Raw genomic sequence first — 23,655 nt, forward strand, 5'->3', positions numbered from 1 at the left:
GCAGCAACTAATGACCAAACGACGCGCCAGCCAGCGCGGTTGCACTTATCCGCAGGTCTGCCAGCCGCAACCGATGAAGGCAATGCGCCGACCCGAGGGCATATCCTGCACGACAATGATCTGGCGCTCTTCCAGATAGGCGAGTTGTCTGCGCGCGCGACCGAGGGAATGCGTGCCATAGGCTTCGGCAATCGCGTCATCTCCGGGACAGGGGGCACCATCGAGCGCGGCACGGGCCAGAAGCAGCACCACGCCCTGCACGTCTTCCGGCACTGTGCGGGCAATCTCGAGCGCCTGCTCCCAGCTTTCCTCCTGCGCCTGCTCGAAGCTGGAGCCCGAGCGCACACTGGCAAGAAGCAGGCGGAAGGCCCCGAGATCGAGCACGTTCCGGTCGAGGCGCTCGATACGCGCTCGCAGCTGGAAATCCTGATAGAGCGTCGCCAGCGGACGATAGGCAGAGTCGTTTTCTGCCACCACGGCTTCGGTCAGGCGCCAGAGCAGATCGGGGGCAGCCTCAACAACAGGCGCAGCCTCCTCGACCGGCGCTGCGGCGGCGTAGGAATCGAGCTGGGCCAGCAGATCGGGCGCCGGCGCACGGCGCTCTCTGGGGCGTGGCACGGTTTCGACCACGGGTTCGAGAATGAGGCTGTAATTATCCTCGGCAGGGCGCGCCTCGAATGGCGTCAGGACCGGCCCCGTCGCATGGCTTGCTGTCTCTACCGCACCGATGGACACCATGAGCGGCCTGCGGCTCAGCGCCGGGCCGAGCGCCATGAACTGCCCACGCGCAAGATCGCGGAAGCCTTCTGCCGTGCGCCGCTCCATTCCCAGCAGATCGGCCGCGCGCAGCATGTCGATATCGAGGAAGGTGCGGCCCATCAGGAAATTGGAGGCCTCTGCCGCAACGTTCTTGGCCAGCTTGGCCAGACGCTGGGTCGCAATCACCCCGGCAAGACCGCGCTTTCTGCCACGGCACATCAGATTGGTCATGGCACCGAGCGACAGGCGACGCGCCTCGTCAGAGGTGTCACCACTGGCGACAGGAGCAAAAAGCTGTGCCTCGTCCACCACGACCAGCACGGGATACCAATGGGCGCGCGGCGCCTCGAACATGCCGTTGAGGAAAGACCCGGCAGCACGCAGCTGCATTTCAGCCTCAACCGATTCCAGATTGAGCACGACAGAGGCGCGATGGGCACGGGCGCGCTCGCCTGCTGCGCGCAGCGTGGCTTCTGTCTGCTCTGACGCATCGATGACAAGATGGCCGTATTTATCGGCCAGGGTCACGAAATCGCCTTCCGGGTCGACAATGACCTGCTGGACGAGTGTTGCCGTCTGCTCCAGCAGGCGGCGCAGCAGATGCGATTTTCCCGAGCCCGAATTACCCTGCACCAGCAGGCGGGTTGCGAGAAGTTCTGTCAGGTCCAGCTGGACATCCGCGCCGTCACGGCCACGGCCCATCGTGATCGATACGCTCATGCGGCTGTCCCTAGCGCAACTCGCCTCCGGAGTCAGCCATCGCAGGGGCGATTACGGGTTTTGTCGCAGGTGGTTTTTCACCCCCTGTGCTGCATGACGCCCGGTGGCAAAGCAGGCCTGCAACAGATAGCCGCCTGTCGGCGCTTCCCAGTCCAGCATCTCTCCTGCCACAAACACGCCCGGGCGCTGTCTCACCATCAGCCCGTCATCGAGCGCCGCCTGCCTTATGCCACCAGCCGTCGAAATGGCGCGGGCGAGGGAATCCGGTGAGATGAGGTCGAGCGGGCAGGATTTGATGCACTGGGCAAGCCTGTCGGCGCTCGCATGGGCGGGTGTGGCCTCACGCAGCAGCCAGCGCGCAGCAGGAGACAGGCCCAGACGGCGCAGCTTGCCTGACTGGCTCTCACGCGCCCGAAACCCTTCAAGGCGAGCCTGCAGGACCTGCTGCGTCATACCGGGTCGCAGATCGAGCATGATCTGCAAACGCCCTTCACGCTGCAAGGCATCGCGCCAGAGTGAGGAGAGCCGATAGACGGGCGCACCCTCGATGCCCTGGCGGGTGATCGTCACATCGCCTCTGGCACTCTGCCCTGCCCCGTTGATGGTTATGGAATGCAGCACCTCACCATGAAACTGCTCGTGAAATGCTGGAGGCAGGCCTGTGATGAAACCGCAATTGGCAGGTTGCAGCGGCGTCAGGCTTTCCGGCGGCAGAAACCGGGTCCAGCCACCATCGCTGCCTAGGCGCGGCCATGACGCGCCGCCCAAAGCGAGAACGGTCGCTGCGGCCGTCACTGTCTTTTTGCCCTGCGGGGTCTCGAACAGCAGGCTTCCGGCTTCATCCCACCCTGCCCAGCGATGACGCAATTCGAACCGTGTATTGCGTTCGGCCAGTCGCGCCAGCCATGCCCGCAGCAACGGCGAGGCCTTCATCGCCTCGGGGAAAACGCGCCCGCTGCTGCCGGTAAAGCAGGGCTGGCCGAGAGCCTCTGACCATCGTCTCAATGCCTGCGGAGGATAGGCCCTGATCATCGGCGCCAGCCAGGAAGCTGCGGTGCCATAGCGGGTAAGGAATTTATCGAGATCTTCCGCATGGGTCAGGTTGAGACCGCTGCGCCCGGCCATGAGAAACTTGCGCGCAGGGCTTGGCATCTGATCATAGACGACCACATCGAACCCGTCGGAAGAGAGGCTTTCGGCAGCGGCAAGACCGGCAGGCCCGGCGCCGATCACGGCGATGGTTTGTGGTGTCAGCATGAGGCGGGTTTAAGCCTCTTCACCAAATAGTGCCATAGAACGCCGCTTTTACCTCTTGAGCCTTTTGCGGGAACCGCCACATCATCCTGCGCGCTGCACTCCAGATCCGCGCCCAGACAGGGCCAGTTTCGAACACGCTGCTTCAGCCACGCCCCTTTTGCGCGATTTTTCCTTTCCATGTCTCGTGATCCTTCAGGACAGCCCATGATCGCTCTCAATTCAGAGACCCTCTCGACCCTCCCTGCCAGTGTCGAGGTTTTCCCCTATGATCGAGCCTCCCTGAAAGCAGGGATCGTGCATCTGAGCGTTGGCAATTTCCATCGTGCCCATCAGTGCTGGTATATTGATCGTCTTCTGAGCCAGCCGGGTAATGAAAGCTGGGCCTTCTGCGGGGTCGGCCTGATCGATGACGCGACCGAACGCCTTAAGCTCGAAGCCTTTCCCGCACAGGATAATCTCTACACACTCACGCGCTATGCGCCTGACGGCACGACACGACATCAGGTGATCGGCTCTATGCTCGATTATCTTTTTGCGCCTGCCGACCCGCAAGGCGTTCTTGCCCGCATGGCAGACCCCGAGACGCGCATCGTGTCGATGACCATTACCGAGGGCGGGTATAATCAGGACCACGCGACCGGCAGCTATCGTCTGGAAACGCCACTGACCCGGCGTGAACTCGCCGCACCGACCAGGCCGGAATCGGCTTTCGGCTATATCGTCGAGGCCCTGCGGCTGCGTCGTGAGGCAGGCATTGCCCCGTTCACTGTCATGTCCTGCGACAATCTGCGCGATAATGGCGTCGTGACGCAGCGCTCGGTCGTCAGCCATGCGCGCGCGCTCGACCCGGCACTGGCGACGTGGATCGAGGAGAATGTCTCCTTCCCAAGCTCCATGGTCGATCGCATCACCCCTGCCGTGCTCAAGGAAGATGCCGACCGGGTGAACATGGAATGCGGTGTTCATGACCGCCTGCCGGTCATTTCGGAAGGATTCGCCCAGTGGGTGATCGAAGACCGCTTCGTCAACGGGCGCCCGGCGCTCGAGAAAGTCGGTGCGCAGATCGTGCCTGACGTGCATCCGTATGAGCTCGCCAAGGTACGTATGCTCAATGCCTCGCATTCCATGCTTGCCTATCCCGGCCAGCTTTCGGGGCTCGAGACCGTGCGCGATGCCATTATCGACCCGCAGATCGGCAAGCTGGTCGAGCGCTTCATGAGCCTCGATGTCATTCCGCATCTGAGTGCCCCGCAGGACATGCCGCTCCCGGCCTATCGCGATCTCGTCATTGCGCGTTTCAGCAATCCGAATGTCGGCGACAGACTGGCCCGCATCACTGGCGATGGCGGCAGCAAGCTGCCCGTTTTTCTCGCCCCGAGCTGGAACAAGCTCGTGGAATCCGGCGGGACGCTCGATCGCATGGCGTTCGTTCTGGCCTGCTTCATTCGCTATCTCGGCGGGCGTACCGATCAGGGAGCAGGCTTCACGCCTTTCGAACCCGCCCTCTCCGAAGCGCAGCGCAAGCTGGCCGAAAGCTGGGATACGGTGTTCACCATGACGGTTTTCGAGAGCTTTACACTCGACGACACCCATCGCCGGATGATTCGTGAAATGGCGGAAAGCATGGAACAGAGAGGCACAGAGGCCGTTCTGGCTGAACTCCTTGCGGCAGCACCTGCCAGCGCCTGATCCCTCAGGCCGGAACGAGACTGCCGCCTTTTTCGTCCAGAGGCGCCTTTCATGCTCGCATTCTCATCAGCGGGACGCTCATTCCTGCGCTATTCCGGCCTGAGCCTTGCCGTTGCGCTTTGCGCCGCTCCGGTGGCGCGGGCGACACCCCTCGCCTCGCTTTCCGGGGCGACATCATGGCTTAACACCCAGCCCCTTTCTGCCGATGCGCTGAAGGGCAAGGTCGTGCTGGTGGATTTCTGGACCTATTCCTGCATCAACTGCCTGCGTGAACTGCCTTATGTCGAGGCCTGGGCCGACAAGTACAAACCCTATGGGCTGGTCATTATCGGCGTTCATGCGCCGGAATTCGCGTTTGAAAAGAACCTCGACAATATCCGCAAAGCGGTCACGCGGTTTCATATCGGCTTTCCTGTTGCCGTCGATAACGACCGGGCCATCTGGAATGGCTTTGGCAATGAATACTGGCCAGCCGCCTATTTCATCGGCGGGAATGGCAAGATTCAGGCCCATCATTTCGGCGAGGGCGATTACGACAATTCTGAACGCCTGATTCAGACCATGCTGCGTGAAAACGGGGCGAAGGATGTTCCGAGCGATCTGGTCCATCCCAAAGCCGTCGCCGAACAGGCCGAGGCCGATCAGTCGGATATCGGATCGCCCGAGACCTATATCGGCTATGAACGCGCCAGCAATTTCATCTCGACCGGTGGCGCGATTCAGGACGCCCCCAATGATTATGTCATCGAGCGGGCCCCTGCCCTCAACCAGTGGGGTCTGAGCGGTAACTGGAGCGTGGGGCCGGAATCAGCGCGTCTGAACAAGGCAGGCGGCGCCATCGTGTTCCGCTTCCATGCCCGTGATCTACATCTGGTGCTTGGCCCCGTGAAGGGCGACGCTCCGGTAAAATTCAGAGTGACGATTGACGGCATGGCACCCGGGGCCATGCATGGCAGTGATTGCGACGAGAATGGCAACGGGACGGTGATAGGCCAGCGCCTTTATCAGCTCGTCCGTCAAAACGATGACGCTGTAGGCGAGCACGAATTCAGGATCGAATTCCTCTCGCCCGGCGTCGAAGCCTTCTCTTTCACCTTCGGCTGAACAAGAGGGGCGCTTTCGCCAGCCTGTGGCTCAGGGGACTTTCGCCCCCTGTCCGGTCAGAAGCTGGTGGAAACCGTACCGGTCATGGTGAAGCGGGCGGCAGTCATGAAGGAATTGCCATAGCCGGTATAGGAGGCAAGGCTGCCGCTATAGACCGTGCTCGGATCCTTGGCGCTGTAGATGGCGCCCATCGCCCCGGTGCGCACGATCGAGCCTGTGACATTGGCAAAGTTCAGCTTGATGGTGGGCGACTGGGCAATACCCATCGGCTTGAAGCGATAGCCAAGCGAGATGGTATTGGTCACAAAGCCCGGCATGCGCTGGTCGCCTGCCACGCTGACCGATTGCGGGCCGGTATAATGCAGGCTCGCATTGCCGAAGAACCCGGCATATTTATAGGTCAGACCGAAATTCGCCAGAACGCGCGGCGCCATGATCGCCTGCGTCCCCTTAGAATTCAGCATGGTGTTCGTATAGGGGTCGAGCACATTGCTGTCCTGCACGGCATGCAGATATTCGACCGAGGCATAGGGGCTGAAACCGTGGATCGGGCGGCCCGAAATCATGAAATCGAAGCCGCGCATATGCTGGTTACCGATCGAGAACGGCTTGAACTGGTTCATGCCGAGATACTGGTTCACGATGCGGTTGGTGACATTGTAATTGAAGAATGAGGCATCGAGAATGATGTGCTCATCATGATAGCGATAGCCCAGTTCTTCCTTAATCGAATACTGGTTCTTGGGGATCGGCACGCTCGTATAGAGCCAGCCAAGATCGACTGCACTCGGCTGACGATAATCGCCCTCGGCATTGAGATAGATCTGGCTGTGTTCGTCGATCGTATAGCCGACCGAGAGCTGAGGCAGAGGCTCGGTACGGTTATTGGCCATACGGCCATAGAGATCCTTGTTCCAGGTATTGGCCATCACGAATTTGAAGCCAGCCTGGATATCCAGCTTGTCATGCAGATATTTGGCGTGATCTTCGACAAACAGGCTGTGGATCTCGGTGCCGGCATTCTGCTGATCACCCGCGTCGATACGATAAGCCGCCCAGTTCGGGCTCGGGGCTGCCCCGTTATCCATGGTATAGCTGGTGGGGTAGGATTGCTGGGTATAGTTGTTTTCATACCAGTAGCCGAACGCCACATGGTTATGCCGGTCGACATCGATCCCGAGCTTGGCAACGGCACCACGACGCTCTGTTGCGCCTTGCAGGAAGTAGCTGGTGACATTGCGCGTCGAACCATCAGTCTGTGTGACGGTGCCGCCCGGTGAGGCATCCCAGCCCCTGCCAAGATTGTAATAGGGCTGCAGATCGAAAGCGAGACGACGGGTCAGAACGACATGGATCGGGGCCGAGATGAAGACCTGATTCCAGTAATCGGTGTTGTTCTTCCAGTAGTTGATATTATTGGAATTGGCGGACCTGCCGTATCCCTCTCCCGTGTGCTTGTACCGGTAGAATTCCTGCTGGGTCGGGTAATTGTCGATCGTGAAATCTTCCCAGTTCCACGAGACGAAAGTCTTGGCGAAAGAGCCGTTCTGCCAGAACTTGTTCAGGCCGAAATCGACATGGCGACGGTCATTGATACCCGCTCCCATCCAGCTGCGCGTATGGGTGTTTGAAAAGGAGACATAGCCACGCACACCGCTATGACCGATCTCGCCCGTATCGAGACGGATGAACTCACGAGACAGATTATTCGTGCCATAGGAGAAATCGACAAGACCGCCGAATTTCTTGTCGGGCGTATGGGTGGTTTCATTCATCGTGCCGCTGGCCGCAGACATGACTGGCAGCGCAGTCTCTGAACTGCCGGGTGTCAGCGAGACGGATTCAACGTTTTCGGTATCGATATTCTCGGTGATGTATTTCGCTGCGGCAGCTGGTGCGCCATCGACCAGAAGCGCCATATCCAGATCGGTCAGGCCGCGGGTCTGGATCTGCCCACCCTGCATGCCATACGGATCCGGCGTGCTGATGCTGACGCTGGGCAGGTTCTGAATCAGATCGAGCGCCGTGCTCGATGGGTTGCGCATCGAGATATATTCATGATCGACGGTCTGCACGTTGCGCGGGGCATGTTCGATACGCATCATGCCGCCACCGCCATTGAGCGCCTGCCGACTGGTCGTGACCGAGATCTGCTCTTCCCCCCTGGCTTCAACCGGCCCGGTGCGCGCGCGCCGCGCGGCGGGTGCCGTCTGCGCGACCGGCTGACGGGCACCCTGTGGCTGAGCAGCAGTTCTGGCAGCGGCCTGCTTGTGAGAAGTCTTTGCATGGGCGGCAAAAGCAGAGCCTGAAAGCGCGATGGTCGACATCAGGCTCGTCGAAACCATCAGACAGGCAAAAGCCATGTAGCGCGGCGAGGGGCTGCGTGACGTCATACAGAATCCTATCGTTACGAACGTGGTGAGCCACTGGCTGCGTCCAGACCGGGGGGCGAAAACGCCAACCTCCAGCCGGGCCAGACCCGGAAACCGCTTTTTTGTATACAAGACGAAATGATACCGCAACGAATCATTTCACCTGACTTTCACAAAATTCGCAGCTTCGTTGTGCGAAAGTCACGCTCACAGACAGAATAGATCAAGAAACCATCTGTTTTTTCCGTTTAATTTCTTTTGCACGAATTTTCGTCGTTTATTGCGCGTATGAGAGCGATGTCCGGCGCCCTGAACGGCAAGGAAACCAGCCGTGGCGTTCGCCGATCTCTAGGAAATTGTCGGTCTGTTGAGAGCGAGGATCAGGGCAGAAAGATTAGCTCTGGCCCCTCGCCATGTCTCTCGCGAAAGAGCGGGCGCCGCCCCGTTCGCGCGCGCTGTAGCGAAAAGCGCGCGCCCTTGTAGCCCCGTCCTCGCCGGGGCAAAACGCCCATCACCGACAGGCCCCCTCCTATGCTGGCAGATGCAATGACAGATCTCGTGACCTGATCGCACCGCCACTTCAGGAAAAGGAGGTCATCCCTCCCCTGCCTTCCTCGAGAGGCGGCGCTGGTTACCGGGCTGAAGCCGCTTTTCAGAGATCGATATCGAGGCCGATATCCAGCGCCTTGACGCTATGGGTCAACCAGCCAAGCGACAGCACCTCGACACCCGTTGCGGCAATAGCCGGGGCCGTTTCCGGCGTGATGCCACCGGAAGCTTCTGTCACAGCGCGGCCATTCACGAGCTGCACGGCCTGACGCAGCATGTCGACAGGCATGTTGTCGAACAGATAGGCATTGGCCCCGCCATTCGAGAGCGCGGTCTCGAGCTGATCGAGCGTATCGACCTCAAGCGCTACGGCCATGAGGTGGCCCGCGCGCTTTCTGGCGCCTTCGAGTGCTGCGGCCACACCACCGCAAAGCGCGATGTGATTGTCCTTGATCAGGATCGCATCATCGAGGCGATAGCGGTGATTGCTGCCACCGCCTGCCATGACCGCATATTTCTGTACCGCACGCAGCCCGGGCAAGGTCTTGCGGGTGCAGCAGATACGCGCATTCGTATCCTGAACAGCATCGACCACCTGACGTGTGGCGGTAGCGATACCGCTCAGATGCGACAGCAGATTGAGGGCCGTGCGCTCACCACCCAGAATGGTCTCGGCACCTCCCTCGACCTCGGCCAGAATATCGCGTGGGGCGATACGGCACCCATCCTCCTTGAGCGCTGTGAAGCCGATCCGGGAGTCGAGCAGGGTAAAGGCAAGGCGCACCGCGCTCATGCCAGCCACCACCCCTTCATGACGGGCGCGAAACACAGCGCGCAAACGCTGTCCGGGCTGTGCGATGGCATAGGTGGTGGCATCACCCCCTATGCCAAAATCCTCGACAAGACCGGCGCGGACAACAGGTTCCCACATCAGATCCGGCAGGGGAGAAATGAAAGAACTCATGCGTAGACAATGCTCCGTTCCTGAAGACCGATATCCTTCAGGGTAAAATGAAAACGCTCGGCCTCGGTGGCCCCCTGACAATCGACACGCCAGTGACTACCCCGGCTTTCGCGTCGGCGCAGGGCCGCAGAAGCGATGGCAGCACCAACCAGCGCGTGATCGTCGCGATCGGCGAGCGGGGTAAGATAGGTGGCCAGCGCCTCCAGCCCATCCTGATCGCGAAGAATACCCGCCCCTTTATCCATCTGCTGGCCGAAACTTGCTGCCCCCAGCCGCGCCGGACGCGATGGATCCTGACAGGAATGGCGCTCGCGCGGCCCATTATTGACGTCCCAGGCAACAGCCCGCCCCATGACGAACGCCTCAAGCAGCGAATTGCTCGCCAGACGATTGGCACCATGCAGCCCCGTGCATGCCACCTCGCCACAGGCCCAGAGCCCGGCAAGACTGGCGCGACCATGCAGGTCGGTCGCGACCCCGCCCATATGATAATGCACCGCCGGACGCACCGGGATGGGCTCGCGATCCGGATCGATCCCGTGCTGTCGACAGGAAAGCGCAATACCGGGGAACTGACGTGAGAAGATCTGTTTGAGCCCCTTGCCCGCCTTGCCGCTTCTGGCATCGAGAAAAACGCGATGCCCTTCGAGGCGATGCCGTGCAATCGCCCGCGACACCCGGTCGCGTGACTGCAACTCGTCGGTGAAACGGGTGCCGGTCTCGTCAATCAGTACGGCACCAGCGCCTCTGACGGCCTCGCTGATCAGCGGCGAGCGCGCACCGCCCGTTTCAACATCGAGTGCGGTCGGATGAAACTGCACGAATTCCATATCCGCCAGTTGCGCCCCAGCGCGGGCCGCTGCGGCAAGGCCGCGCCCTGTATTGCTGTTGGGGCTTGTCGCCCCGGCATAGAGCGCCCCTGCCCCGCCACACGCCAGAATACAGGTATTGGTCGGAATGAACTGCCCCGTGTTGAGCCAGACACCACGCACCCGTCCCTCGACCGCATGGACATGTTCGAGTGTCACGCCATCGAGCACCACAATGCGTGGCAGGCTTTTCACCTGGGCAATGAGCGCCTGCATGATGCCAGCGCCGCTGCCATCGCCGCGCACATGGGCGATGCGGGCACGCGAATGCGCGGCTTCGAGATGCAGATCGAGGCTGCTGCTCCCTTTACGGTTGAAGGCGACGCCCCAGTCGAGCAGGGTCTCGATGGCAGAAGGCCCGGCTCCGATAATGGCCTCGACGGCCCTGCGATCGCACAAACCGTCACCGGCAGCCAGCGTATCGCGAATATGCAGTGCCACATCGTCATCATGACCGATGGCGGCAGCCAGCCCGCCCTGCGCCAGCATACTGGCGGCTTCCTCACCGAGCGGGGTCGGGCTGAGAACCACACAGGGCCGGTCGAGATGCAGGGCAGCGGAAAGTCCGGCGAGCCCGGCACCTGCAATGACCGGCCAGCCTGCAAACCGGGTGAGCGTCATCATCACGGCGCCCTCAGATGGCCAGCATCCGCTCGACCGCTCGACGCGCCTGCGGAAAGAGCGCCTCCGGAATGGTGACTTCCTCTTCCATATTTTCCAGCGCGCGACGGATGGAAGACAAGGTGATGCGCTTCATATGCGGGCAGAGATTGCAGGGACGCACGAATTCCACTGCCGGGTTGAGCGCTGCCAGATTATCGCTCATCGAGCATTCGGTCACGAGGAGCACCTTGCGCGGCTGTTTTACGGCCACGAATTCCATCATCCCTGCCGTCGAGCCGGCATAATCGGCCTCGGCCACCACGTCAGGCGGGCATTCGGGATGAGCCAGTACAACCACGCCGGGATGCATGCGGCGATACTGACGGATTTCGAGAGGGGTGAAGCGCTCATGCACCTCGCAATGACCGGGCCAGGTGAGCATCTCGATGCCGGTCTCGTTCTGGATGTTCTGCGCCAGAAACTCGTCAGGAATCATGATGACACGCGGCACACCGAGGCTTTCGACAACCTTCTTCGCATTGCCGGAGGTGCAGCAGATATCGGTCTCTGCTTTCACAGCGACCGAACTGTTGACATAAGTGACGACCGGCACGCCGGGATAGGTCGCCTTGAGCGCGCGCACATTCTCGGCCGTGATGGATTCTGCAAGCGAGCACCCGGCCATCGAGTCAGGAATGAGTACCGTCTTTTCCGGGTTCATGAGCTTGGCGGTCTCGGCCATGAAATGCACACCCGCCATGACAATAACTTGCTCCTGGGTGTTCTGCGCCTCTCGCGCCAGAGCAAGACTGTCACCGCGTATGTCGGAGATGCAGTGAAAGATCTCCGGGGTCTGATAATTATGCGCGAGGATCACCGCATTGCGCTCGCGCTTCAGGCGCAGAATGGCCCTGATGTCATCGGCGAAATTCTGCTCCCAGTCCTCGCGGGTCATCAAGCGGGAAACGGGCTCGTAAAGCGCATCGCTGCGGTCTCTGACGAGGGTCATCTGATCCATGAGATCCACTCCGCTCTTTATGCTCTTATTGAGCATAATAGGGATAAAACTGTTCGTTCCCCTACATTGGGATCGCCCCCCGGTATTTCAAAGCCACGATCCCGTGATTTCGATGAATTTTCCAGCCTTGGGAAATCAACTCGCCACCGCGTGGTTTCAGATCGATCGTGCGATGGGCAGTTTCGACCCCATGAGATGACGCGTGCCAATCACGGCGCCCTTGAAGCGATAGAGCCGCGCCGGACGCCCCTGCGCCTGCATTTCCGCCTCGCCGGTTTCTTCCACCAGATCCTGGGCAAGAATGAGCCTGCGGAAATTCTGTTTATGCATCGGGCGCCCGGCAATAGCCTCGACCGTGCGCTGCAACTGCCAGAGGGTGAATGTCTCTGGCATCAATTCGAACACGACGGGGCGATAGCGTATCTTCGCGCGCAATCGGGCCAGAGCCGTGGCCAGAATACGCCGCCTGTCCGATGGCATGGAGCGCCCTGGCGCGAGCCATGACGCCGGATGGCGCGATTCCGGCAAAAGCCCTGCTTCCCAGAGCAGCTCGTAACGGTGCAGCACCAGCTCGTCGTTCCAGGGTTGCCCGTCGAGCCCGAAGGTTTCGGCACATCGCCACAACCGGGCCGCATCACGCCCTGCCCATTGGGAGAGAGCACGGCCTATTTCCGCATCGAGCTGCTCGGCGCCTTTTTCGCGACGGTTCTCCCATGGGAAATACTCGTAAAGCCCCCGCCAGCCTTCCTGCGCATCCTCGAGCCGGGTGAGCCCCATATAGGAGATACGGATCAGCCTTGGCTGATCCTGACCACCGGCCTCTTCTCCCGTCGCCTCGGCAAAGGTGTAGAGCTGTTCGATATGCCCGAGATGGCATTGTGTCTGCTGTTCGACCCAGAGCCTCATCCCCCGCTGCAAGGAACGATGGGCGGTTTCGAGCGGACCGGAGGGCAGATTGCGCCCATGATCGAGAGTCAGGACCAGAGGCATTTCATCCTGCACCGCAATCAGCACGGCCACGAGTTCCGAGCGTATCTCATTCATGCCGAGACGACCCGACCTGTCGTGAGCAGAAGCAGGCCGCGCAGGATTTCTGCCGGTGTCGGCGGACAGCCTCTGAGCGCCACATCACATTGCTCCACCCCGGAGAGACCGGCCTCCATGATTCCCCCGAGCGTTGCATAATTCGTGCTGAACGGCCCCTGCCCCAGCGCGCAATCGCCAATGGCAACAACGCCCTTGGGTGAGGGCATGGCTGCCCAGCGGGCCTGAAGCGCAGGCAGCAGGGCGCGTGTCACACACCCGACGACAAAAAGCAGTTCGGCATCATGAGGGGTATCAACAAAACGTATGTCATGCCGCGCGAGATCATACGCTGCCCCCTGCAGGGCATTGGCCTCGATCAGACAACCATCGCAACCGCCACCGGCAACGAGATGCAGCGTCAGGGGGCGCGGTGCCGGTGGCAGGGCGCTGCGGGGCCGCCAGCGATGGGCGTCCAGAAGCGCGCGCAGGTAAATCATGGACAGATCCGCTCATTCAATTCGACCCGGATTTGATCACAAAGAATGCGCGCGAAAAACCCCCGCCCCCGTCGCGTCATCGGTTCACGCCCTGTTTGCCCCGCCCGGTCGACAGGACCGGAGCACGCCTGACCGCAACCAGAAGCCAGCGTGGCGCGCCATCAACAACGGGGGCAAATCGCCGGGCTGCGTCGTTTTGCCCATGACGATATGCACAAGTTGCGGTAAGCCGGAAACATGACCTGCGACACTGCCCTCCCTTTCGATGCCGATGCCTTGCTCGCCCTTGCCGCCCGACTGGCAGATGAGGCGGCAACGCTCATCAACGCCATTCGTGACCGTGGATTTGAGACGATCATCAAGGCTGACAAATCACCGGTAACAGAGGCTGATCAGGCAGCAGAGCGTCACATTCTGGCCGGTCTGCGCGCTGCCACTCCCAATATTCCTGCCATCGGGGAAGAGGAAGTTGCCAACGGCACCTTCGTTGAACCCGGCGAGACCTACTGGCTGGTCGACCCGCTGGACGGCACGCGCGAATTCGCGGCCGGACGCGATGATTTCACGGTCAATATCGGGCTGGTTCACCAGAACCGTGCCGTTCTGGGCGCCATGGCGCTGCCCGCCTATGGCCAGCTCTATACGGGTCTGGTTGGCAAGGGTGCCTGGCGTCGTGACAGCAATGGGCTGAACGAGATTTCTGCGGTTCTCCCCCCGGAAGGCGGTTTGCGCATTCTCGCATCGCGCCATTATGCCGATGATCCGAGGCTGAAAGAGTGGCTGGCAGGTCGCAAGGTCGGCACGCTGGGCAATATCGGCTCTGCCGCAAAATTTGCCCGTGTGGCTGAAGGCGCCGCCGATTTCTACCCGCGCCTTGGCCCGACCATGGAGTGGGACACGGCCGCGCCCCAGGCCATTGTCGAAGCCGCTGGTGGCCATATTCTGGATGAGCAGGGCAAGCCGCTCACTTATGGCAAGCCCGGCTGGTTCAACCCGCCCTTTCTGTGCACTGGCCGTCATCCCGCAGGAGAGCACGACGCATGACCGAGATCCTGAAAGCCGATCCCGACGCCATCGCCCGTGCCGCCGCGCTTCTGCTCGACGGCAAGCTGGTCGCTTTTGGCACCGAGACCGTTTACGGGCTTGGCGCTCTGGCCACGTCGAACACGGCGGTTGCGCATATCTTCGCTGCCAAGAACCGCCCGCGCTTCAACCCGCTGATCAGCCATTTTGCCCGTACCGAAGCGGCCTTCGCCCATGTCGAGCCGACAGAACTGGCCTATCGCCTTGCCGAAAAATTCTGGCCCGGCCCGCTGACCATGATCCTGCCGCGCAAGAGCGGCTCGACCATCTGCGATCTGGCGACTGCAGGTCTGCCGACAGTGGCGTTGCGTGTGCCACGCGGCAAGACGGCCCTAGCCCTTCTTGAGGCGGTCGGTCAGCCCGTTGCTGCGCCATCTGCCAATCCCTCAGGCCGTGTCAGCCCGTCCGACGCTTTTCATGTGCTGCGCAACATGCATGGCCGTATCGATGCCATTCTTGACTCCGGCCCCTGCTCGGTCGGGCTGGAAAGCACCGTGATCGATCTGTCGCGCGAAGTGCCTTTCCTGCTGCGTCCAGGCGGAATCACGCTTGAGCAGCTCGAATCCGTGTGTGGTACGATCCGCAACCCCGATGATTATGCGACCAAGCTGCCCTCATCGCCGGGCATGCTCGCCTCGCATTACGCGCCTGGCCTGCCCGTGCGGCTGAATGCTGAATCGGTTAGCGAAAACGAGGCCCTGCTGGCTTTCGGTGACACGCTTCCCGGTGCCGGACTCGTGTATAATCTCAGCGAAACGGGCGATCTCGAAGAAGCCGCCGCGCGTCTCTTTGCCGGGCTGCGCTTTCTCGATGGGGAAGGCCAGCGCCGGGGGCTGCAGACCATCGCCGCCATGCCGGTACCCCGCCATGGGCTTGGCCTGGCCATTCTCGACCGTTTGCGTCGCGCAGCGAGCCCACGCCCTGTCGCCGGTGGCGATGACGACGATCTGGAGAGCATGATCGGCTGATGTCCGGCTCGTTCGACCCCAAGGAACTCAAGGTTCTCTCGGATATTCTTGCGCTCGTTCTCGAAGAGCAGGAAGGGCAATCCATCGCAGCGCTCAGCGCGCTGCGCTCACGTGCGAAGAAAAGCGCCATGACCGGGGGGGCACTGAAAAATCTTTTTGTCGCGATTGCCCCCAACCCACCACCTCGCGCCAAACCCAGAGCGACACGCACGACAAAGACCGCCGAGAGCGGTGCCGACACACTGGCTGCCCGCCAGCAGATCGTGACGCTCACCAATAATCTGCGCCAGATGGATCTCGAATTGCGCAATTCCCGCGCAAGACTGGAATCCGTGAGGTCGGAACTGTTCCAGACCCAGCAATCCCGCGCTGAGCTTCAGTCGAAACTCCTCACCAAGGAGTCACGCAAGCCTTTTGCCAGAATTCTCATCTGGTGCGGTTTTGCTGCGGGCATTCTGATCGGCATTGCTGGTACGCAGTTCATTCATTCGGTCGTGGATACACCGCGCATGGATCGCTCGATCTATCTTCGCTAAATTTCCGGGCACTGCGTTGCTACCCTGAACAAAACCATTCGGGCCTTGCGACCTTGTTAAGGCCCGGCGTCCAGTTCCGACGGAGCTTTTCCGTGATCGAACACTTGGTGAAACGAGACGATCGGCCCGTAATTCTGTTCCGAGTTTATGTACTCCACACAAAAATTACGGTCTGGGAAGGTCCGCCTCAAAGATACATCCCATGCAAAGGCGATTATTTTTCCAGCGTCTTCATATGACCTCTCTTCTGCCCCCCAAGGAAACAGATCCCAGATCTTCACCAAATTGAAGCTACGCTCATCCTTCCCCTTGGCTTTACATTGCGGGAAACGCGCTCTCACCATATCTTCATCCACGAAATCAGAAAGGAATACGACATCATCAAATATAAAAAACTCTGGAAATAACACTTTCGAAAAGACGACAATATCACTCGCATCGACCCTGTCCTGTATGTAGGACATGAAACCGAGATCATTAGGCTTTATGAACTGATCAACCCAACCAGAAACCTTCTCTGGAATATCGATCCCACGTATAGTCTCTATTCGTTCCATTTGAATTTACACCTTTATTCGCGACGAGTATTGGCCCGCACAAGGCTCTGGAACAGATCGATGAGGTGCCACGTATGCATCGCCCAATCTCAGTTGGGCGGGTGAACAATCGCAATACAACAGATAATCCCGCAATACTGCGCTCGTCAGCTTCAATTAAAGGTGCGGGAGCAAACTTGTCTGACGCAGTTTCGCGCAGCGCCCGCAGTCAGGTTTCAGTCACGCAACCCACCCATGATGGGTCGGAGCTCAACGCGGCTCTGGCTGCGTCGCCGGGCGGGCGGGCGGGGCTGGCAGGAGACGAAGTAGAGCCCCATCGTAAAAATCATGTTCGATACGATCATGAAAAGACTGGCCAGCATCAAAGCGCCGCTGCCGGTTACGCCAACCCATAATGAGTAGATCAGAAAACCGACATTGAGCGGGCGCATACCAAACAGCATCGAACGCAGCGGATTGGCCTGACCCGGCTTGACCAGCCCGCGCATTCTCATGATGGCGAGATAGAAAGCGACGAACAGGACCCAGTTCAGGATATTGAATACGGAGTCACCAATCGAGGCATAGCCGCTGATGGAAAGGATGACGATCGCCGCCAGGAAGAAGACGATCGCCCCGAGTTGCAGGCTCATCCCGAGTTCCGCCGAAGGGAGCTTTTCGGGCAACCTGTCTGAGACCGGCTGAAAGACCCTATCGAGCAGCCAGAGATCGGCCTGATTGATGCGTTCGACAAATGTGGACATGGGACTGATTTACCGCGCTCGCGCTCTTCACGCACCCGTTTTCTTCGTCGCCGCAAGAGGGGTCCCCTCCCACCGGACGCCCCCGACAGAAGCGCAGGCATATCCCAATACAAGATAAAATCTCTGAAAGTTAATCATATAATTTTTGACAATAAATACCGTTAAAAAGATGATAAACGTTCCGAATCGATAAAGGTTATCCCTCTATGCTTCATCCGGCCCTTCTCGATCGTCTCTGCAAGACTTACGACGGCAGGAAAATTCTGGATGATATCAGCGTTTCTCTGGCGCCCGGCAGTATCAATGCGCTCCTGGGGCCTAACGGCGCCGGTAAGACGACCCTCATTGGATGCCTTCTGGGGTTGCTCGTGCCTGACTCAGGCGCTGTTCGCATCTGGGGTGAAAACGCCGACAAACTGAGCCCTGAAACGCGGTGTCGCATCGGCTTCGTCCCCCAGACAATGACAGGCCTTACCTGGTTTCGCGTGCAGGAACTCAAGGATTATCTCTCCGCCTTTCGCAACCAGCCGGACGGCGCGGAAGACAGGCGCTGGGCAGATTGGGCGGCACTCGATCCCAAAGCCCGCATCTCCACCCTGTCAGGTGGAGAGCGCCAACGCCTTGCCATCGTGCTGGCCCTGCGCTTCTCACCCGATCTGATCATTCTCGACGAGCCGGTCGCGAGCCTCGACCCGATGGCACGGCATGATTTCATCGCGCTTTTGTCTGAGACCGTACAGCGACGCGAGACGACAGCCCTGATCTCGTCCCATATCATCTCCGATCTGGAACGCATCTGCGATCGCTTTCTCGTCATGAAGAAAGGAAGATTGATCGGCGATCTGAGCGCCGAGGTTTTTGCCGGTGAGATACGGCGCCTCGCCATATGGCCCGATACGGCGCTCGGTCTGGAGGTCCTGGCTGACCTGCCCGATGGCAGTGTCTGGGTGCGTGGCTGGCGACCTGAACTGGACGCGAGGAATCTGCCGGTTCTTGCAGGCGATATGGAAGCCTATTTTCTGGCGCTGACACGATGAACGCCGCCAGAAACCCCTCGATGACACAAGTCCTTCAAGACTGCCTCCGCTCCATGCGGCTTTATGTCTCGCCTGTTTTCCTGCGCGAGAACCCTCTCGTTATCCTGGCCGTTTTTTATACGGCTCTTTGCTTTACTCTCGCATTCCTGTTCTGGAATGTCCGGTCCTGGCATAGCGGGCACTACGCCATTCCCCCTGTTCTGGCCCCGACCTGGTGGGTTTCGCTTTATGCCGGATTTTCGGCAATCAGCCTGCATTACTGGCGACAGGTTCGAACACCGACGACCTATCTCCTCAATCGGCTGCAGCGCGCTGAATATCTTGCCATCCTTGTCATGGCGCTGGCCTTGGGTGTCCTGCTTGCTCTTCCTCCTCTGCTGACGGGCGCCCCCGCGGTCAACTGCTTCGCGCTGGAAGCCATTGCCATGGTTCTCTGGTGCAGCCCCAGGCCCGTCAACCGCGCAGCGGCCCTGCGAAGCGTGATGACGCCACTGGGTATTGTCAGAGCGCTCGGGTTTATCTTTCTGCTTGTTCCCAGAATGCAGAACTATCTGTTCTCCATGCCCTGGTACACCGCAATCGGCATCATGATCGTCTGTCTCGGTATGGTCCTGCACCTCTATCGTCTGAGCGATTACCGTCTGGCAGCCCAAACGCCTCGCCCTATCCTTGATGGCAGCACGAAGCGCATCTCCACTGTCGTTGAGCGTCTCAGCGCCGTCATCCTCTGGCGCCCTTCATGGCTTGTCCGTCTGCCTCTCGCCGATCCTCTTCAGACCGGCAGCCCGATTGCCGTCATCCTGATGGTTGTCGTCGCAACGCTTATTTTCGGAGGCGTGACAGAAATCATTGCGTGGATGGCAGACGGGGTCGCCCCCTCTCTCATCGCCCTGCGCCATCGTTTGCCTGACCTCGCGCGTCAGAGCCTCCTTCTGATCGGCGTAAGTCTTTCAGCCTGGATGACCCAGCGCGCAGACTGGCCCTTTCTCCTGACGCTTGGGCCTTACGGAAGCAAACGCGCCTTTGCCCAGGCAGTCTATCGTCTTCATCTGCAAAGGGCCCTTCAGGCCAGTCTCATCGCGGGTACGATGATCGCCCTGACTGGATGGTTCGATCATCGGGCAACGCTCACCTGGGCTTTGGCGGCAGGCTGGTCCTGTGGCCTGGCTCTGATAGGCACCAGTTGTCTGCCTACGCTCGCCTTTATCATCCCGCGACTCAATCGTCGGGCGACAATCGCGTTTCTAAATATCGGCGCCATGGTGCTGGGATTGCAACTCGCGACATCCCTCATCCTGCAGACAGGGTTCTGGTGGCGCTGGCTGCTGGCACCGGCATCGCTCATCATTGCCGCCCTGTTTTATGTTTTTGTCCCGCCACGTCTTGCCGCACAGGACTGGCCGATCGAACCGCCCCGTTAGCCGCAAGCAACATGGACAGACTACGACAAGCTGTTACGCTGCCTGCTATTCACCGCTTTTCCTGCCATCAGGAGTTCAACATGGCCGTGCTGCCTCATCTGCGCAAAATGCTTCTGGCGTCGAGCCTGCTCGTCGCCCCCGCACTGACCCTCCCCGCTCTGGCAGCCCCCGCCACTCCGGCCCCTCATGCGGCCACTGCGATGGACAGTGCCGTAAAGGCCACCCTGCCGAACGGGCTGCGCGTCGTGATCGTGCCCGATCGCCTTGCCCCGGTGGTGCAGACACAGGTCATCTATCTTGCCGGTTCGGCAGCTGCACCCAATGGCTTTCCGGGTACGGCGCATGCGCTCGAACACATGATGTTCAATGGCTCCAAGGCCCTCAGCCGCGACCAGCTTTCGACCGTCAGTGCGCGCATCGGCAATGTCAGCAATGCCTTCACGACTGAAGACACGACACAGTTCTATTTTCAGGCACCCGCGCATTACCTCGATCTCCTGCTCAAAATCGAAGCCGATCGCATGCGCAATGTCCTGCTGACAGACGCTGATTGGGGACATGAGCGCGGTGCTATCGAACAGGAAGTCGCCCGCGACCTTTCGATGCCTTTCCAGCGCTATACGATCGCGCTGAATCGCGCCCTGTTCGGGGGCACGCCCTATGAGCACGATGCGCTGGGTACGCGTGACTCCTTCGACAAGACCGACGCAAAACTGCTGCGCGGCTTCTATGACAGCTGGTACCAGCCAAACAACGCGATCCTGCTCATTGTCGGGGATATCGATCCGGCGACCACGCTCGACAAGGTGCGCAGCCAGTTCAGCGCCATCCCCTCGGGCAAGCTCCCCGCCCGCCCCGTGGTCGAGCCGGCCCCCGTCACGCCGCAGACCATCAAGATCGACAGCGACTACGCCACAGGCATTCTGAGCATCGCCTATCGTATGCCCGGCTCACAGAGCCCGGATTACGCAGCGGCGCAAATTCTTGCGGATGTCCTGAGCAGTCAGCGCGGCGCCCTTTTCGCTCTTGTGCCCCAGGGCAAGGCATTGGGAACCGAATTTTCCTATAACGCCCGCGTGCATGCCGGTGTCGGCAGTGCGCTGGCCGCCTTCCCCAAGGGGCAGGACCCCAGCGCGCTGCTGGGCGAAGTGCGCGGCATTCTCGAAACGATCCGCCAGAAAGGCGTACCTGCCGATCTGGTCGAGGCGGCCAAGCGCAAGGAAATTGCCGCTCTTGAATTCAACGCCAACAGCATTACCGATCTGACCCAGAGCTGGGCCGATGCCTTGGCCTATAGCGGCGTGAATTCGCCCGCCGATCTGGTGAAGGCCTATCGCGGCGTCACGCTTGAGCAGGTCAATGCTCTTGCCGCCCGCCTGCTCGACCCGGCTCATGCTGTGACCGGCATTCTGACTCCGTCGGGCGGCAAGTCACCCCAGATCGGTGGCGCCAAGGGGCCGGAATCGCTTCTGCCGCCGCCCAGCAAGAATATCACCCTGCCCGACTGGGCTGCGACGGCTCTGGCCGATCTGCCCAAGCCCGAGCCACTCAGCCTGCCCGCACGCTACACGCTCAAGAATGGCATCACGCTTCTGGTGCAGCCCGAGCATGTCAGCCATACAATCCGCCTCTACGGCTCCATCCGCCATAACAGCTACCTGCAGCAGCCCAAGGGCAAGGAAGGCGTTGCCGATCTGACGAGCGATCTTTTCCTGTTCGGCAGCACGAGTCATGATCGCCTCGCTTTCGCAGCGGCCCTCGACGCCCTCGCCTCTGATGCCAGTGGGGGTGTCTCCTTCTCTCTCAGCACGCTAAGCGCCAATTTTGACAAGACGCTGGCGCTCCTGGCTGAAAACGAGCTTCACCCGGCTTTTCCCGCGCAGGCTTTCATGATCATGAAGCAGCAGGCCATCGCGACGCAGGCAGGCGTTCTGCAATCGCCCGGCTATCGCTTCCAGCGTGCCGTGACAAAAGCACTCTCCCCCGCTGATGATCCGTCACTTCGCGAAACCACACCCCAGACGCTCTCGTCGATTTCGCTGGCTGATGTGCAGGATTTCTACAAGGCGGCCTATCGCCCCGACCTGACCACCATTGTCGTGATCGGTGACATCACCCCCGAAAAAGCCAGGGCTTCGGTTGAATCGGCGTTCAGCGCCTGGGCCGCGACAGGCCCACAACCTGCGGTTGACCTGCCCGCGCGTCCCCAGAGCAAGCACTCGCAGGCGATCATCGACGACCCGGGTCGCGTGCAGGATTCCGTCTACCTTGCCCAAACCGTCGCCAGCGGCGTGAAGAACCCCGATCGCTATGCACTTGAAGTCGGCAATGAAGTTCTCGGCTCAGGCTTTTCGTCGCGTCTCATGCAGGATCTGCGCGTGCGCAGCGGCATGGTCTACACCACAGGCTCCGACTTCGCCTGGTCGGCCAATCGCGGCGCTTTCATGATCTCTTACGGGTCGGACCCGGACAAGACCAGCAAGGCCCGCGATGCTGCCCTGCGCAACGTCTCGTCCATGCAATCCAGCCCGGTCTCTGACGACGAACTGCTCAACGCCAAGGCGTCGATCCTGCGCGCTATCCCGATGGAGCGCGCCAGCTTCGGCGGTATTGCCGGTCAGTATCTGTCGCTTGTCGATCTCGGCCTACCCCTCACCGAGCCCGATGACCGCGCCAGGGCCGTCTACGCCATGAGCGCCAGACAGGTGCAGGAAGCCTTCCATCACTGGGTTCGCCCTGATGAGATGGCCCAGATCATTCGTGGTCCTGCGCCGAAATAACGGGTCTTTTCGGGGCTTTGCCCCGAGCCTTGCGAACAGGCAGTCGGCCTTTGAGGACGCCAGAGTCAGCAAGACGAGAGAGGGTACGCCCTCTCTCGTATGGAACAGGGCTCAGCCCGGCAGCGCGGCGGGGCGTTCCTGTTTCAGAAGGTGCTTTAGGGGCTCTGCCCCGAACCCCGCCAAAGGGCGGTCGCCCTTTGGATACCCGTTTTTCAGAAGTCTGAAGGGGCGGCGCCTGAGGCTTCAGCAATCGCCGCAGCCTCCTCTTCAAGATAGGCTGCCAGATCGCCGCCAGTAGCCGAATTCAGATCGCGTTCGGAAATACCGGCCTCACCAGCCGCAGCAACACAGGCCTGAGCGGCCTGCTCTGGCGTGCCCCAATGCTGGTGATGCGTTTCGACCCAGCTATCGAGCCATTCATCAATATCTTCGCTGGTCATGATCAGCGGGTTCCAAACAGGCGGTCGCCTGCATCGCCCAGACCCGGGCGGATATAGCCTTTTTCGTCCAGACCGCGATCGACCGCACAGGTCACGACACGCACATCGGGATGACGCTCTGCCAGGCAGGCCACACCCTCAGGCGCAGCAAGCAGGCAGACAAAAATGATCTTGCGTACGCCGCTGGCCTTGATGCGATCGAGTGCCGCCGCCGCGCTGTGGCCAGTGGCCAGCATGGGATCGACCACAATGCAGTCGCGCTCGGCGACGTCATCAGGCAGCTTCATGTAGTATTCGACCGCTTCGAGCGTATCGTGATCGCGATAGAGCCCGACATGGCCCACACGGGCTGCGGGAATGAGGTCGAGCATACCGTCCAGAATGCCGTTGCCCGCACGCAGGATCGACACGAAGCAGAGCTTCTTGCCGGAGAGCTGACGCCCCTCCATGCGCTCGAGCGGGGTATCGATCTCGACCGGCTCGGTGCTGAGGTCGCGCGTGGCCTCATAGCACATAAGCAGGCTCAGCTCGCGCGTCAGCCTTCTGAACCCCGCAGTCGAGGTAGAGGCCTGACGCAGACGGGTCAGCTTGTGTTGAACGAGCGGGTGGTCGAGCACGACCAGGGAGTCAGGAAGGGCAGTCATGGCGCGATCCTTACCGAAA

20 protein-coding genes are annotated in these 23,655 nt (G+C 60.4%); 8 read left to right on the top strand and 12 right to left on the bottom strand.

Annotation, left to right across the window (positions count from 1 at the left end; genetic code table 11):
• Positions 1-45: 45 nt before the first annotated feature.
• Entirely contained in the window at positions 46-1,479 is a 1,434-nt protein-coding gene (locus tag IEV53_RS06645; protein WP_188426019.1) for an ATP-binding protein, read from the bottom strand.
• Positions 1,480-1,530: 51 nt separating this feature from the next.
• Entirely contained in the window at positions 1,531-2,736 is a 1,206-nt protein-coding gene (locus tag IEV53_RS06650) for a TIGR03862 family flavoprotein (protein WP_188426020.1), read from the bottom strand.
• Positions 2,737-2,940: 204 nt separating this feature from the next.
• On the opposite strand from IEV53_RS06650, the gene IEV53_RS06655 reads away from it, so the two are divergent.
• Both IEV53_RS06655 and IEV53_RS06660 read left to right on the top strand, forming a co-directional pair.
• Entirely contained in the window at positions 2,941-4,425 is a 1,485-nt protein-coding gene (locus IEV53_RS06655) for a mannitol dehydrogenase family protein (protein WP_188426021.1), read from the top strand.
• Between the two features lie 51 nt (positions 4,426-4,476).
• Complete coding sequence (locus IEV53_RS06660) at positions 4,477-5,529, top strand: thioredoxin family protein (protein WP_188426022.1); 1,053 nt, start codon at positions 4,477-4,479, stop codon at positions 5,527-5,529.
• 56 nt (positions 5,530-5,585) lie between these two features.
• Here the strand turns inward: IEV53_RS06660 and IEV53_RS06665 are convergent, their stop codons facing one another.
• The 6 genes from IEV53_RS06665 to IEV53_RS06690 all read right to left on the bottom strand — a co-directional run bounded on the left by IEV53_RS06665 (position 5,586) and on the right by IEV53_RS06690 (position 13,427).
• The gene (locus tag IEV53_RS06665; protein ID WP_188426023.1) at positions 5,586-7,922 is read right to left on the bottom strand and encodes a TonB-dependent receptor; all 2,337 of its coding nucleotides are present in this window, start codon (positions 7,920-7,922) and stop codon (positions 5,586-5,588) included.
• Between the two features lie 631 nt (positions 7,923-8,553).
• Complete coding sequence (gene nadC / locus IEV53_RS06670) at positions 8,554-9,414, bottom strand: carboxylating nicotinate-nucleotide diphosphorylase (protein ID WP_188426024.1); 861 nt, start codon at positions 9,412-9,414, stop codon at positions 8,554-8,556.
• Complete coding sequence (locus IEV53_RS06675) at positions 9,411-10,907, bottom strand: L-aspartate oxidase (RefSeq protein WP_188426025.1); 1,497 nt, start codon at positions 10,905-10,907, stop codon at positions 9,411-9,413. Before IEV53_RS06675 ends, nadC begins: the two co-directional genes overlap by 4 nt.
• Positions 10,908-10,917: 10 nt before the next feature.
• Complete coding sequence (gene nadA, locus IEV53_RS06680) at positions 10,918-11,895, bottom strand: quinolinate synthase NadA (RefSeq protein WP_371869851.1); 978 nt, start codon at positions 11,893-11,895, stop codon at positions 10,918-10,920.
• A gap of 165 nt (positions 11,896-12,060) precedes the next feature.
• A complete protein-coding gene (locus IEV53_RS06685) occupies positions 12,061-12,948 on the bottom strand; it encodes an NUDIX hydrolase (protein WP_229719731.1) in 888 nt (295 codons plus the stop codon).
• Complete coding sequence (locus IEV53_RS06690; RefSeq protein WP_188426027.1) at positions 12,945-13,427, bottom strand: NADH-quinone oxidoreductase subunit B family protein; 483 nt, start codon at positions 13,425-13,427, stop codon at positions 12,945-12,947. Before IEV53_RS06690 ends, IEV53_RS06685 begins: the two co-directional genes overlap by 4 nt.
• Before the next feature lie 237 nt (positions 13,428-13,664).
• On the opposite strand from IEV53_RS06690, the gene IEV53_RS06695 reads away from it, so the two are divergent.
• From IEV53_RS06695 to IEV53_RS06705, 3 genes are read left to right on the top strand one after another with little or no spacing between them, the layout of a single operon-like run.
• Positions 13,665-14,471 carry a 3'(2'),5'-bisphosphate nucleotidase CysQ family protein gene (locus IEV53_RS06695; RefSeq protein ID WP_188426028.1) on the top strand — a complete coding sequence of 269 codons (807 nt, stop codon included), beginning with the start codon at positions 13,665-13,667 and terminating at the stop codon, positions 14,469-14,471.
• Positions 14,468-15,478 (top strand): L-threonylcarbamoyladenylate synthase, encoded by a 1,011-nt coding sequence (locus tag IEV53_RS06700; protein ID WP_188426029.1) that lies wholly within the window; start codon positions 14,468-14,470, stop codon positions 15,476-15,478. The genes IEV53_RS06695 and IEV53_RS06700 overlap by 4 nt, the downstream gene beginning before the upstream one ends.
• Entirely contained in the window at positions 15,478-16,014 is a 537-nt protein-coding gene (locus IEV53_RS06705; protein ID WP_188426030.1) for a hypothetical protein, read from the top strand. Before IEV53_RS06700 ends, IEV53_RS06705 begins: the two co-directional genes overlap by 1 nt.
• Positions 16,015-16,070: 56 nt before the next feature.
• On the opposite strand, the gene IEV53_RS06710 is transcribed toward IEV53_RS06705, so the two are convergent.
• Both IEV53_RS06710 and IEV53_RS06715 read right to left on the bottom strand, forming a co-directional pair.
• Complete coding sequence (locus IEV53_RS06710) at positions 16,071-16,571, bottom strand: hypothetical protein (protein ID WP_188426031.1); 501 nt, start codon at positions 16,569-16,571, stop codon at positions 16,071-16,073.
• A 215-nt stretch (positions 16,572-16,786) separates the two neighbouring features.
• Positions 16,787-17,314 (bottom strand): hypothetical protein, encoded by a 528-nt coding sequence (locus tag IEV53_RS06715; protein ID WP_188426032.1) that lies wholly within the window; start codon positions 17,312-17,314, stop codon positions 16,787-16,789.
• Between the two features lie 206 nt (positions 17,315-17,520).
• Here IEV53_RS06715 and IEV53_RS06720 point away from each other — a divergent pair, with 206 nt between their 5' ends.
• The 3 genes from IEV53_RS06720 to IEV53_RS06730 all read left to right on the top strand — a co-directional run bounded on the left by IEV53_RS06720 (position 17,521) and on the right by IEV53_RS06730 (position 22,552).
• Complete coding sequence (locus tag IEV53_RS06720) at positions 17,521-18,351, top strand: ABC transporter ATP-binding protein (protein WP_188426033.1); 831 nt, start codon at positions 17,521-17,523, stop codon at positions 18,349-18,351.
• A 20-nt stretch (positions 18,352-18,371) separates the two neighbouring features.
• Positions 18,372-19,772: a hypothetical protein gene (locus IEV53_RS06725; RefSeq protein WP_188426034.1), complete on the top strand. Its 1,401-nt coding sequence runs from the start codon at positions 18,372-18,374 to the stop codon at positions 19,770-19,772.
• Positions 19,773-19,852: 80 nt separating this feature from the next.
• Positions 19,853-22,552, top strand: a complete 2,700-nt coding sequence (locus tag IEV53_RS06730; protein WP_188426035.1) for a M16 family metallopeptidase — start codon at positions 19,853-19,855, stop codon at positions 22,550-22,552.
• A 212-nt stretch (positions 22,553-22,764) separates the two neighbouring features.
• On the opposite strand, the gene IEV53_RS06735 is transcribed toward IEV53_RS06730, so the two are convergent.
• Positions 22,765-22,992, bottom strand: coding sequence for a hypothetical protein (locus IEV53_RS06735; RefSeq protein WP_188426036.1), 228 nt, complete (start codon positions 22,990-22,992; stop codon positions 22,765-22,767).
• Positions 22,993-22,994: 2 nt separating this feature from the next.
• Positions 22,995-23,636: a uracil phosphoribosyltransferase gene (gene upp / locus IEV53_RS06740; RefSeq protein WP_188426037.1), complete on the bottom strand. Its 642-nt coding sequence runs from the start codon at positions 23,634-23,636 to the stop codon at positions 22,995-22,997.
• Between the last annotated feature and the right edge of the window lie 19 nt (positions 23,637-23,655).

This window comes from Asaia siamensis (genome assembly GCF_014635085.1).
Classification (GTDB): Bacteria; Pseudomonadota; Alphaproteobacteria; order Acetobacterales; family Acetobacteraceae; genus Asaia; species Asaia siamensis.

What these genes read in the sequence shown, in the direction of transcription:
- nadC (WP_188426024.1), bottom strand. Translation starts at nt 9,414, where the DNA reads ATGAGTTCTTTCATTTCTCCCCTGCCGGATCTGATGTGGGAACCTGTT.
- IEV53_RS06700 (WP_188426029.1), top strand. Translation starts at nt 14,468, where the DNA reads ATGACCGAGATCCTGAAAGCCGATCCCGACGCCATCGCCCGTGCCGCC.
- IEV53_RS06730 (WP_188426035.1), top strand. Translation starts at nt 19,853, where the DNA reads ATGGCCGTGCTGCCTCATCTGCGCAAAATGCTTCTGGCGTCGAGCCTG.
- IEV53_RS06660 (WP_188426022.1), top strand. Translation starts at nt 4,477, where the DNA reads ATGCTCGCATTCTCATCAGCGGGACGCTCATTCCTGCGCTATTCCGGC.
- IEV53_RS06715 (WP_188426032.1), bottom strand. Translation starts at nt 17,314, where the DNA reads ATGTCCACATTTGTCGAACGCATCAATCAGGCCGATCTCTGGCTGCTC.
- IEV53_RS06695 (WP_188426028.1), top strand. Translation starts at nt 13,665, where the DNA reads ATGACCTGCGACACTGCCCTCCCTTTCGATGCCGATGCCTTGCTCGCC.
- IEV53_RS06685 (WP_229719731.1), bottom strand. Translation starts at nt 12,948, where the DNA reads ATGAATGAGATACGCTCGGAACTCGTGGCCGTGCTGATTGCGGTGCAG.
- IEV53_RS06725 (WP_188426034.1), top strand. Translation starts at nt 18,372, where the DNA reads ATGACACAAGTCCTTCAAGACTGCCTCCGCTCCATGCGGCTTTATGTC.
- IEV53_RS06650 (WP_188426020.1), bottom strand. Translation starts at nt 2,736, where the DNA reads ATGCTGACACCACAAACCATCGCCGTGATCGGCGCCGGGCCTGCCGGT.
- IEV53_RS06665 (WP_188426023.1), bottom strand. Translation starts at nt 7,922, where the DNA reads ATGACGTCACGCAGCCCCTCGCCGCGCTACATGGCTTTTGCCTGTCTG.
- upp (WP_188426037.1), bottom strand. Translation starts at nt 23,636, where the DNA reads ATGACTGCCCTTCCTGACTCCCTGGTCGTGCTCGACCACCCGCTCGTT.
- IEV53_RS06710 (WP_188426031.1), bottom strand. Translation starts at nt 16,571, where the DNA reads ATGGAACGAATAGAGACTATACGTGGGATCGATATTCCAGAGAAGGTT.
- IEV53_RS06705 (WP_188426030.1), top strand. Translation starts at nt 15,478, where the DNA reads ATGTCCGGCTCGTTCGACCCCAAGGAACTCAAGGTTCTCTCGGATATT.
- nadA (WP_371869851.1), bottom strand. Translation starts at nt 11,895, where the DNA reads ATGACCCTCGTCAGAGACCGCAGCGATGCGCTTTACGAGCCCGTTTCC.
- IEV53_RS06720 (WP_188426033.1), top strand. Translation starts at nt 17,521, where the DNA reads ATGCTTCATCCGGCCCTTCTCGATCGTCTCTGCAAGACTTACGACGGC.
- IEV53_RS06645 (WP_188426019.1), bottom strand. Translation starts at nt 1,479, where the DNA reads ATGAGCGTATCGATCACGATGGGCCGTGGCCGTGACGGCGCGGATGTC.
- IEV53_RS06735 (WP_188426036.1), bottom strand. Translation starts at nt 22,992, where the DNA reads ATGACCAGCGAAGATATTGATGAATGGCTCGATAGCTGGGTCGAAACG.
- IEV53_RS06675 (WP_188426025.1), bottom strand. Translation starts at nt 10,907, where the DNA reads ATGATGACGCTCACCCGGTTTGCAGGCTGGCCGGTCATTGCAGGTGCC.
- IEV53_RS06655 (WP_188426021.1), top strand. Translation starts at nt 2,941, where the DNA reads ATGATCGCTCTCAATTCAGAGACCCTCTCGACCCTCCCTGCCAGTGTC.
- IEV53_RS06690 (WP_188426027.1), bottom strand. Translation starts at nt 13,427, where the DNA reads ATGATTTACCTGCGCGCGCTTCTGGACGCCCATCGCTGGCGGCCCCGC.